This is a genomic window from Streptomyces sp. NPDC058964, assembly GCF_042741275.1.
In the GTDB taxonomy this organism is placed as follows: Bacteria; Actinomycetota; Actinomycetes; order Streptomycetales; family Streptomycetaceae; genus Streptomyces.
Genome location: NZ_JBHYKH010000420.1, coordinates 2,091 through 7,992 on the forward strand (window position 1 = coordinate 2,091; position 5,902 = coordinate 7,992).

The following is a 5,902-nucleotide window of genomic DNA, read 5'->3' on the forward strand; positions in this document are numbered from 1 at the left end:
AAATTACACGCCTACCACCTCTTTCTACACTTTAATGGTCGTCGGCCTCTTCTGTTTTTTATATGATACTGGAGCAGGGGGGCGTTAGCTGCAGCGGCCGCCCGCAGAGCGGTCGTCTTGCGCATGTGATTCATTCCTTTTCCGTACGGGGCGGTGCGCCCACGGGTTCGGCGTCGACAACTGCGGGGTCCGCAGGGGGGAGGGTCGCGGAGGGGCCGTCTTCGGCCCGGGACTTCGGCTCCGCGTCGGGCGCGGATCCGGCCTGGGGCGTGAGGTCGAGGGCGGCGGTGAGCCGGGGCAGGCGACGGGCGACCGCGCCCAGGACACGGCCCGGCAGACCGGCCAGCCCCGTCGGGGCCACGAACATCACCATGATGATCAACAGGCCGAACACCACTCCCGGTGCCGCCTCACTGACGTCCTGGGCCACGCTCGGCACATACATCACGAACGCCGCGCCCAGCAGGGGTCCGTACAGAGAAGCCAGCCCCCCGACCACCAGGCCGGCCAGCAGCGTGATGGACAGCACGAAGCTGAAGGAGTCGGGCGAGACGAAGCCGATCACCCAGGTGTACAGGCATCCGGCGACGCCCGCGAACATCGCGCTCCACGCGAAGGCGAGGGTCTTGTGCAGCGACAGTCGCACGCCCATGACCTCAGCCGCGCTCTCGTTGTCCCGAACCGCGAGCAGTGCCCGGCCGATCCGGGACCGCAACAGGTTGCGGGCGAGCAACAGGGCCCCCGCGGTGACGGCTAGGACGACGAAGTACGTCCACTGGTCCTCGGCCAGCCCGCCCCACGCGGGCGGCTGTAGCTTGTCCACGGTCAGGCCCATGGAGCCGCCCGTCACCGGCTCGAGCCGCTTGAGCAAGGGCGGCAGGAACACCGCGAACGAGAGGGTGACCAGGGCCAGGTACAGCCCGCGCAGCCGCAGCGCGGGCACTCCGAACCCGAGGCCCAGCACGAAGCAGCCGGCAGCCGCGACCGGCAGCGTGGCCAGGTGGCCGGTGTCGTACCGGTCCAGCATGACCGCCGCCGAATAGGCCCCCGCCGCGAAGAACGCGCCGTGCCCGAGCGAGATCTGCCCACCGAAGCCGACGAGCAGGTTCAGGCCGGCCAGCGCCACGGAGTACAGGAGCACCATGGTCAGCTGGAACACCTGGAAGGGAGCGAAGTAGAACGGTGCGCCCACGGCCGCTGCCGTCGCGAGCACTACGGTGAGCGCGGCCCGCAGCCGCCGGGCCCGGTCGGTGCCGAGCGCCACTGTGATGGTGCTCATGCGCGCTCCACCGCCGCCCGTCCGAACAGGCCCTGGGGCCGCACCAGCAGCACCGCAAGGATGATCACCAGGGGTACGCCCACCTTCAGGTCCTCACCGATCACGTCCACGTACGCCCCTGCCAGCGTCTCGGCCACTCCCACGAACAGGCCTCCGACGACCGCACCGACCGGGCTGTCGAAGCCCCCGAGGGTGGCTGCGGCGAACGCGTAGATGAGCACCCCGCCCATCATGTTGGGCTCCAGGAACAGCACCGGAGCGACGAGCACGCCCGACAGCGCGCCGACCGTCGCGGCGAGCCCCCAGCCGAGCATCAGCACCCGGCCCACGCGGATGCCCGACAGCCGGGCGGACGTGGGGTTGCAGGCGACCGCCCGCATCACCAGGCCGATCGAGGTGTGCTGGAAGAGCAGATACAGCAGGCCCATCACGACGGCCACCACAGCGATGATCCCGAGCGTCGACCAGTCCACGCGCACGCCGGCCAGGTCGAGCCCGCCGTCGGGGAAGGGCTGCGGAAAGTCCTTGACGGTGTACGACCAGATAAGGCCGGCCGTCGCGTTGACGAAGATGAACAGGCCCACGGTGACGATGACCACGGTCAGCTCGGGCGCGCCCTGCACCGGGCGGATGACGATCCGCTCCACGAGCATGCCGCCGGCGAAGGACACCGCGAGCGTGACCGGCAGCGCCAGCCAGAACGGCATCCCGGACGCCACCAGCTGCCAGGCGACGTACGTGGAGAGCATGGCCAGCTCGCCCTGGGCGAAGTTGACGATCCCCGTGAACCGGTAAATCAGCACCAGGGCCAGCGCCAGGCTGGCGTACACGGCGCCGGAGCCCAGTCCTTCCACCGCTTGCTGAAGCAGATCGGTCACGGCGCTCACCCGGCCTTTCGGGCGAGGACGGAGACACCGAGGTACACCTCGGCGACCTGCCCGTCCTCGCGGATCTCAGCGGCCGGCCCCGACAGCACCAGCCGGCCGGCCTCCAGCACATGGGCCCGGTGCGCGATGTCCAACGCGAGCTGGGCATTCTGTTCGACGACGACCACGGTGGTGCGCTCCTCCTCGTTCACGGCACGGACGATCTCGAACAGCTCGCGAGTGACCAGCGGCGCGAGCCCCAGGGACGGTTCGTCCAGGAGCAGCAGCGAGGGCCGCAGCATCAGCGCCCTGCCGATGGCGAGCATCTGCTGTTCGCCGCCGCTGAGGCTGCCCGCGATCTGACGGGACCTCTGGCGCAGTCTGGGGAAGTAGTCGTAGATCCTTTGCAGGTCGGCCACCACGGACGCACGCTCGGCGCGGCCCCGCCGCCGGGGGCCGGTGCGCAGATGGGCGCCGATGCGCAGATTCTCCTCGACGGTCAGGTCGTTGAAGGTGCCCCGGCCCTCGGGCACATGCGCCACGCCGAGTCTCGCGGCCTGCTCGGGCGAGCGGCCCAGCAGTTCCGTGCCGTTCAAGGTGACCGAGCCGCGGCCACGGACCATGCCGCACAGGGCCCGCAGCGTCGTGGTCTTGCCCGCGCCGTTGGGACCGAGGATTGCGCACACCTCACCGCGGGCGACGGAGAAGTCGAGGCCCTGCAGCACGCGGGCCTGGCCGTATCCGGCGTGCAGGTCGGAGATCTTCAGGAAGCCCTCTTCCGCACCCGCCGCGGCCTCGGTGCGGTCGGTGGTGGCCTCGCTCATGCGGCCACCCCCAGGTAGGCCTCGATGACCGCCGCGTCGCGCTGGATCTCCTCGGGCCGGCCCTCGGCGATCTTGCGGCCGAAGTCGAGGCAGACCACCTTGTCGCACAGGCCCATCACGAACCCCATGTGGTGCTCGACCACCACGAGCGTGAGGTCGAAGTCGTGGCGCACCGCCCGGACCACATCCGCGAATTCGCCGACCTCGCCGTGGCTGAGACCGTTGACGGGTTCGTCGAGCAGCAGCAGCCGGGGCCGTGCCGCAAGCGCCCGGGCAAGTTCGACACGTTTGAGTGTGCCGAACGGCAGTCCGGAGGCGGGGTGGTCGGTGATGTCCGCCAGACCGAGCCGCCGTAGCAAGTCGTCCGCCAGGTCACGTAGTTCTCTCTCCTCCCGCCGGACGCGGGGCAGCCGGAGCGCCGCGGCGAGGTGTCCTGTGCGCCCCCGGCCGTGGGCACCGACCATGACGTTCTCCCTGACCGTGAGCCGTGGGAACAGGCCCAGGTTCTGGAAGGTGCGGGCGATGCCGCGCCCGGCCACGGCGTGCGGAGGAAGGGCGAGCAGGTCCTCGTCCTCGAACCGCATATCTCCCCCGGCGGGAGTGCAGCGCCTGGTGAGGCAGTTGAACAAGGTGGTCTTGCCGGCTCCGTTCGGCCCGATGAGCCCCACGGCGGTGCCCGGCTCCACGGTGAACGCGACACCGTCCAGTGCCGTGATCCCGCCGAAACGCACGGTAATGCCGTCGACCGCAAGCATGAATGACGCCCCTTCCGACGTGCTGGGGGGGTTGGCGAGCGTCACAGTAGGTGGGGGCGTTCCAGGCGCACATTGGGTGTGAGCACCCAACTTCTCGGTCGCCGAACTGTGCGCCGCGCACAAGTGCCGGGAGATGTCTCACGCCGAGCCTGTTGACGGAGCACGAGATGGACGGCGACGATCGGCGCCATGCCTCGCAGTCCTGCATTGGGCACTCCGCAACTCGCCGAACCGCTCCGCCGGGAGCGGCGGCGGATCCTGCACGCCGTCCACGACCGGGTCGAGGAGGTGGCGGAGACCGCCGTCGATGTGATGCGCGCGGAGATCCCGTCATACGCACTGCAGGACGAACCATTCTTCGGCGACGTACGGGACCAGGTGCTCGAGCACTACCGGATGCAGTTGGCGGCGCTGGCGGGCGATCGCGACATGGCGCCCGAGGACCTGGCTTTCAGCCGCGCGGCAGCGATGCGCCGAGCTCGCGCGGGGTTCGCCCTGGAGGACTGGATCAGTGCCTTCCGGATCGGCCGGCAGGTGCTGTGGGACGCGCTGCTGGAGTGCGCGGGCGCGTCCGCCGAGGCCCAGCAGGCCGCACTGTCCCTCGTCACCCCGCTGATGCGGTACGTCGACTACGCCAGCACCCATGCCGCGCAGGCATACGTCGAATACCAGCAGCACGTGGTGGCGGACGCGGACCGGGAGCGCAGAGATCTCCTGGACCAGCTCCTGGCCGGCGTGGCACCCACGCGTGGTCCGCTGCTCGCCGCGGCGCAGGCGTACGGCATCGGACCGCGCTCGCCGATGATGGCGATCGTGGCGGTGTGCGTCGGCGACACACGCACCGGGGACGTCACCACCGCCGAAAACGGGTATGCCACCAGCGCCTCGATCAGCGTCGCCGGGCCCTGGGCCGGCCGAACCCTGGTCGTCGTGCGCCACGGCGAGGTAGTGGCCGTGCCCGTGGTCCGGGCCGGCATGGACACAGGGGACATCTGCACCCACTTCGAGGCCGTGCAGCAACGGCTCGCGCGGGAGGGAACCATGCTGTCCATGGGCATCAGCACGGTCGCCCGGGGCGCGTCCGAACTGCCGCGCGCCTACCAGGAGGCGCGGGCCGCCCTCGACCTGGTGCCGAGCGGGGGCGGGGTGGCGGCACTGCCGCGGCTGTCCCCGTTCGACTACCTGGCGCTGCGTGCCGACGACCTAGCCCACCAGCTGGTCGATCCCCGCGTGCGTGTGCTGCTGGAGGAGGACCGCAGACGCGGCGACACGCTGGCCGCCACCATACGGGCCTTCGCGGAGGCGGACCTCAATCTGCGGCTGGCCGCCGACCGGCTGCAGGTGCACCACAACACGGCGCACTACCGACTGCGTCGGATCGAGGAACGCACCGGCCGCAATCCGCGCCGGATCGCCGACCTCCTGGAACTACTGGTCGCCCTCGCCATCCGCGACGGGGCCGGGGAAGGTGGCGATTGCCCGTGAGCGGCATAGTGGAACCTGCCGGGACCGAAGCTGCACATCAGCTGCGGGACGAGCAGCAGGGCACGGGCCTGCCGCAGGGGTGCGCAGGGCAGGACCGAACTCTCCGGCGTGCGCTGCTGGACACCGCGCTGGAGGTGTTCACCGAGCGCGGTTACACCGATGCCGGTCTCACCGAGATCGCGGTGCGCTCCGGCATCCCGGTGGGCAGCCTCTTCCAGCACTACGGCGGAAAGCGAGGGCTTTACCTCGCCCTTTGGGAGGAGTTCCGGGAGCAGCAGGAGCACCGGACCGCGGCCACACTGGCCGCCGAGCACAGCCGTGGCGTGGACGACCCCATCGCCCTCTTCGTGGCGGGAGCCAGGGCATATCTGGAGGGGGCCTGGGACAACCGGCGCCTCGGCAGACTCCTCGCGGAGGACGACGGCCCCACGGGCTTCGACGCGCTGCGCCGCCAGTGGGATCGCGCATGGGTACGTCGCAACGCTCGGCTCCTGGAGGTCGACGAGCGGCGACGCGCCGGCCGGGTCCGGGTGAGCGTGCTGACCACCGTCATCGGAGGGGCAGCGCGCGAGCTGGCCGATTGTGGCGACGAGACGGAGGCCCGGGAGATCGTGGACGAGGTGTGCGGCATCCTGATCCATCTGTCGGCACCGCCCGGCTGAAACGCGCGGCGCATGGTCGGGCCGACAGGAC

At 70.5% G+C, this 5,902-nt stretch carries 6 protein-coding genes; 2 read left to right on the forward strand and 4 right to left on the reverse strand.

The window, feature by feature from the left end:
* Positions 1–130 precede the first annotated feature (130 nt).
* Genes ACFW2E_RS35385 through ACFW2E_RS35400 form a run of 4 tightly spaced genes read right to left on the reverse strand, consistent with a single transcriptional unit; the run spans position 131 to position 3,724 of the window.
* Complete coding sequence (locus ACFW2E_RS35385; RefSeq protein WP_384472636.1) at positions 131–1,279, reverse strand: branched-chain amino acid ABC transporter permease; 1,149 nt, start codon at positions 1,277–1,279, stop codon at positions 131–133.
* Positions 1,276–2,157: a branched-chain amino acid ABC transporter permease gene (locus ACFW2E_RS35390; RefSeq protein WP_384472639.1), complete on the reverse strand. Its 882-nt coding sequence runs from the start codon at positions 2,155–2,157 to the stop codon at positions 1,276–1,278. Before ACFW2E_RS35390 ends, ACFW2E_RS35385 begins: the two co-directional genes overlap by 4 nt.
* 5 nt (positions 2,158–2,162) lie before the next feature.
* Positions 2,163–2,969, reverse strand: a complete 807-nt coding sequence (locus ACFW2E_RS35395) for an ABC transporter ATP-binding protein (protein ID WP_384472642.1) — start codon at positions 2,967–2,969, stop codon at positions 2,163–2,165.
* Complete coding sequence (locus ACFW2E_RS35400) at positions 2,966–3,724, reverse strand: ABC transporter ATP-binding protein (protein ID WP_384472645.1); 759 nt, start codon at positions 3,722–3,724, stop codon at positions 2,966–2,968. The genes ACFW2E_RS35395 and ACFW2E_RS35400 overlap by 4 nt, the downstream gene beginning before the upstream one ends.
* 189 nt (positions 3,725–3,913) lie before the next feature.
* Between ACFW2E_RS35400 and ACFW2E_RS35405 the strand changes: the two genes are divergently transcribed.
* Both ACFW2E_RS35405 and ACFW2E_RS35410 read left to right on the forward strand, forming a co-directional pair.
* Complete coding sequence (locus ACFW2E_RS35405; protein ID WP_384472648.1) at positions 3,914–5,209, forward strand: PucR family transcriptional regulator; 1,296 nt, start codon at positions 3,914–3,916, stop codon at positions 5,207–5,209.
* The gene (locus ACFW2E_RS35410; RefSeq protein WP_384472651.1) at positions 5,206–5,871 is read left to right on the forward strand and encodes a TetR/AcrR family transcriptional regulator; all 666 of its coding nucleotides are present in this window, start codon (positions 5,206–5,208) and stop codon (positions 5,869–5,871) included. The genes ACFW2E_RS35405 and ACFW2E_RS35410 overlap by 4 nt, the downstream gene beginning before the upstream one ends.
* Positions 5,872–5,902: the final 31 nt, after the last annotated feature.

Coding starts and splice junctions, on each gene's coding strand:
- ACFW2E_RS35395 (WP_384472642.1), bottom strand. CDS start 2,969: ATGAGCGAGGCCACCACCGACCGCACCGAGGCCGCGGCGGGTGCGGAA.
- ACFW2E_RS35400 (WP_384472645.1), bottom strand. CDS start 3,724: ATGCTTGCGGTCGACGGCATTACCGTGCGTTTCGGCGGGATCACGGCA.
- ACFW2E_RS35385 (WP_384472636.1), bottom strand. CDS start 1,279: ATGAGCACCATCACAGTGGCGCTCGGCACCGACCGGGCCCGGCGGCTG.
- ACFW2E_RS35405 (WP_384472648.1), top strand. CDS start 3,914: ATGCCTCGCAGTCCTGCATTGGGCACTCCGCAACTCGCCGAACCGCTC.